General features: G+C 31.2%; 4 protein-coding genes. All 4 read right to left on the reverse strand.

Features of this window, described 5'->3' with window-relative positions; all coding sequences use genetic code 11:
- A partial coding sequence (locus J7M77_RS14690; protein WP_296879917.1) for an alpha-amylase occupies positions 1–772 on the reverse strand: 772 nt, incomplete at its 3' end.
- Between the two features lie 16 nt (positions 773–788).
- Complete coding sequence (locus tag J7M77_RS14695; protein ID WP_296879919.1) at positions 789–2,153, reverse strand: D-2-hydroxyacid dehydrogenase; 1,365 nt, start codon at positions 2,151–2,153, stop codon at positions 789–791.
- A gap of 17 nt (positions 2,154–2,170) precedes the next feature.
- Positions 2,171–3,634 carry a metallophosphoesterase gene (locus J7M77_RS14700; protein WP_296879921.1) on the reverse strand — a complete coding sequence of 488 codons (1,464 nt, stop codon included), beginning with the start codon at positions 3,632–3,634 and terminating at the stop codon, positions 2,171–2,173.
- A gap of 176 nt (positions 3,635–3,810) precedes the next feature.
- A partial coding sequence (locus J7M77_RS14705) for an amino acid--tRNA ligase-related protein (protein WP_296879923.1) occupies positions 3,811–4,047 on the reverse strand: 237 nt, incomplete at its 5' end.

Raw genomic sequence — 4,047 nt, forward strand, 5'->3', positions numbered from 1 at the left:
CTGCAAAGATATCCTGATGTTTATAAGCTCTTAATTTTTGTAACCAGTTAGTAAAAAAGGTAAAATCAATATGTTTAACAGCATCTAAACGAAAACCATCGACATTAGTAAAATCTAGATACCATTTTCCAAAATGTTCTAATTCTTTAATGACCTCAGGATTATTAAAATCAACATCAGCTCCCATTAAATAATCATAGTTGCCATTTTCATCATCAACTAATTCATCCCAGCTGTCGCCATCAAATTCATAAATAGCATGACGTTTACTTCGTTCATCATAATCAACACCATCAAAACAGCTTTCATTCCAGATAAAATCAGAATATTTCCCATTCCGTCCGGAAAAATCAAAACGAGTCCAAGCTTCGATCAATTCTTTGTTGGAAATGATGCGATTACGATCATTGCTGTCATTTTCAACGGCAATCACCGCCTCCGTACCATCAGCACCCATGCGATGATTCAAGACCATATCACTATAAACAGCTAAATTATAATGATGTAATTCTTTGATGGCTGATAAATATTCATCTTTAGTTCCATATTTAGTACGTATCGTACCTTTTTGATCAAATTCACCTAAATCATAGAGATCATAAACACCATAACCAACATCATTGATACCGCCCTGCCCTTTAAAAGCCGGCGGTAACCAAATGGCACTAAAACCGGCTTTTGATAAATTTTTAGCTTCCTGTTTTACTTTTTTCCAATGATTACCGTCACTAGGCAAATACCATTGAAAAAACTGCATCATTACTCCACGCATCTTCAATTATCCATCTTTAACATTGATTACGAACAATTCCCTTTTTAAAACTTTCAATATTTAAACAAACTTCTTCAATTACCCGACTACGTGTTTCTACTGGTGCCCAGGCAATATGCGGTGTCATCAATAAACGGGTAGGATCCTGGATTTTTAATAATTGACTGTTGGCATTTAGTGGCTCTTGTTCAAAAACATCCAACCCGGCTCCGGCAATCATGTGTTTGTTCAAAGCTTCTACTAATGCTGTTTCTTTAACGATCTTACCACGGCCAACATTGATTAAATAAGCTGTTTCTTTCATTTTTTTAAAAGCGTCTAAATCAAATAAATATTCAGTTTGTTTATTTAACGGTGCATGAATACTAATAATATCACTTGTTTTTAATAATGTATCAAAGTCAACTTGTTTATAACCCGCCTGATTATTTTTATGACTAGTTGAATAGTATTGAACTTTACAGCCAAATACCTCAGCAATCTTAGCTACTTCTTTTCCAATATTACCCATACCAACAATACCCCAAGTTTTTTTATCTAATTCATTAAACGAATTACCTAAATGAGTAAATAATGAATTAGAAGCATAATTACCAGAAGCAACATAATCATGGTAATAGTGATTTTTATTATACAAATCTAATAATAAGCTAAAAGTATGCTGAGCAACAGCTTTAGTTGAATACCCCATTACATTGGAAACAGCAATTTTAGCCAGTTTACAATAATTTAAATCAATATTATTAACACCCGTAGCCGTCACACAAATCAGCTTTAGTTTTTTGGCATCTTTTAATTGTTCAACTCCTAAAATATGTTTATTAGTAATTACAACACTAGCATCTTCAATCCGCTTGCTTACTTTGTCTACTGGTGTTTGTTCATAGATAAAAACATTGCCATATTCATCTAATTGACTACAATCAATATCATTACCAATACTTTCACGATCTAAAAAAACAATTTTAAAATCACCTTTGATCAAACTGACGATTTCATCATAATCTTTTCCTTGTAGCATCTTGCCTAAAACATACGCTTTTTTATCTTCAACGTTTTTTTCAAAACGACAATTACCGCTCATGATTCCATTTTCAATTTTAAAATCCAATTCATGATTTAATAACAAAATTGCTAACATCCGACCAGTAACTTCTTTTAACTGTTCAATAGAATTAATAACTTGATTAACGAAATCATGATCTTTTTTGATACAGGCATTGATGCATTGCTTAAAATCATGATTCTTTTCTAATTCCTGATTAAACAACTGATTAGTAAGCATTGGTAAAACTAAATTGTAGATATTCATCGCTACAGCTCCATAACCTTTAGTAAAACTATATAAAGCTGCTGCACCCCATTTTTCTTCTAAATCCATTATTCCATCCCATTTCCTTAAAATAAATTAATTATAATTCTTTGGCGATCTTGTAAAGTAGTATCATCATAAATGATAAAACAATATTTAAATCGTTTATAACGGTGATCGTATTTTAAAACATTATAACTTAAATAACGACTCTTAAATTCTTTGGCATTACTTCCACAAGATGAACCGGCAGCAATAACATACAAACCTTCTTGATAGCTAAAAAACGGTAAATGCTTATGACCGTGTAAAACATATTGAATATGATGTTTACGGAGCCATTTTACTAAATCCGGGCTATCGACCAAAGCTTTAGTACTATCAAGCAGTTTCCCGACAAACAGTTTTTCACGCCAGCGCTGTTTTAAAAAGTCATCACGAGTAATTGGGAACAAGTGATGATGTAACATCACGATAATAGTGTAATTATTAATGTTTTCAATTTCGGCTAATTCATCATCAATAGCACTAAGCTGTTTTTGACCAACTTTTCCTCGTGCCAAGTTCCCTTCACCGGTTGAATCTATTTTTATTAAAATGATTTTTTCATCTTCAAATACTTTAATTTTTTCACTCAGTAAAAAAGCGATAACTTTACTTTTTTGGCGTTTAAAAATATTTAAGCCATGAACAATCACATCATGATTACCTAAAATAAATGATACATCCGCTTTATATTTACTTTTTAATAATTTCATAAAATCATCAGCTTCATACATATTTTTACGATTTGGTGTATTCATTAAATCACCAGTAATCAAGAATTTTAACTGATGATATGATTTAAGCTGCAAAATAGTTTCATCAAGACTTTTTTCTAAGGCCTGCCGTCCTTCATTTTTCTTCTTGCCACCTAAATGTAAATCACTTAACTGAATAAAAAAACTATCGTATGGTGAACGGTATTTAATTGAAAAAATCGTATTATGCTTTATTTTAAACATTATTTCTTCAATATCCTTAGTTGTATAAACTGGTACAAACACACATTGTTCATCTTTAAAAATCAAAAATCCCGGCCAGCGGTCAATTTGATATAAAGCTGTCACAAAGTGTTTAAATGGTCCATAAAATGATAAATCATCTTTTTTTAGTAAACTATGACAATTAATAACACTAACATTACTGCTGCTTAAATCACTGACAATCTTTGTTGAAGTTAAATAAGAGTTGATTGGTTCACTATAATCAAAACTTGATAAAACAACAATCTGATATTTTTCACGTTCCGATAAAACATATTCGGTTATTTGTTCAAGATGCTTAGGATCAAAACGTTCAGTTATTTGTTCTAGTGATCTTGCTTTAGTAAAATCAATAAACATATCAAAACCTATATTTTCAATCGCATCTAAAATAATATTTCTTTCTCTTAGCCATTTTCTTAATTGTCGTAAACCACGATAACCGTCAAGCAAACGATTGAAATAGTTAGGATTGTTATCAAAAATCAAATTCAAATAGGCGTTGATTAAATCATATTCATTCATGGTATCGCCTCCTCAATACATATTATAACTTGATAAATGGTAAAAGCCTATAATAAATCAAGGCTTTTTATAAATTTATTGAGCATCAAAACTATTTTAAAATCTAATAATACTTTTTTAATAAAAAGTGACTGTCTAAAATAACGATAACGTTATTTTAAGCAGTCACCAAAAGCTTAGAATTTTAAGTTTCTTGGTGTTCTTGGGTATGGTTCAACATCACGAATATTTTGCATTCCCGTTAAGTACATTAAGAAACGATCAAATCCAAGACCAAAACCAGCATGTTTACATCCACCATAGCGACGTAAATCCATGTACCATTGTAAACCGTCTTTGCTCATTCCTTTTTCATCCATGATAGCTTCTAAAACATCATATCGTTCTTCACGCTGGCTGCCACCTACTAATTC

Origin of the sequence: Thomasclavelia sp., from assembly GCF_017889095.1 — a bacterium.
Taxonomy (GTDB): domain Bacteria; phylum Bacillota_I; class Bacilli_A; order Erysipelotrichales; family Coprobacillaceae; genus Thomasclavelia.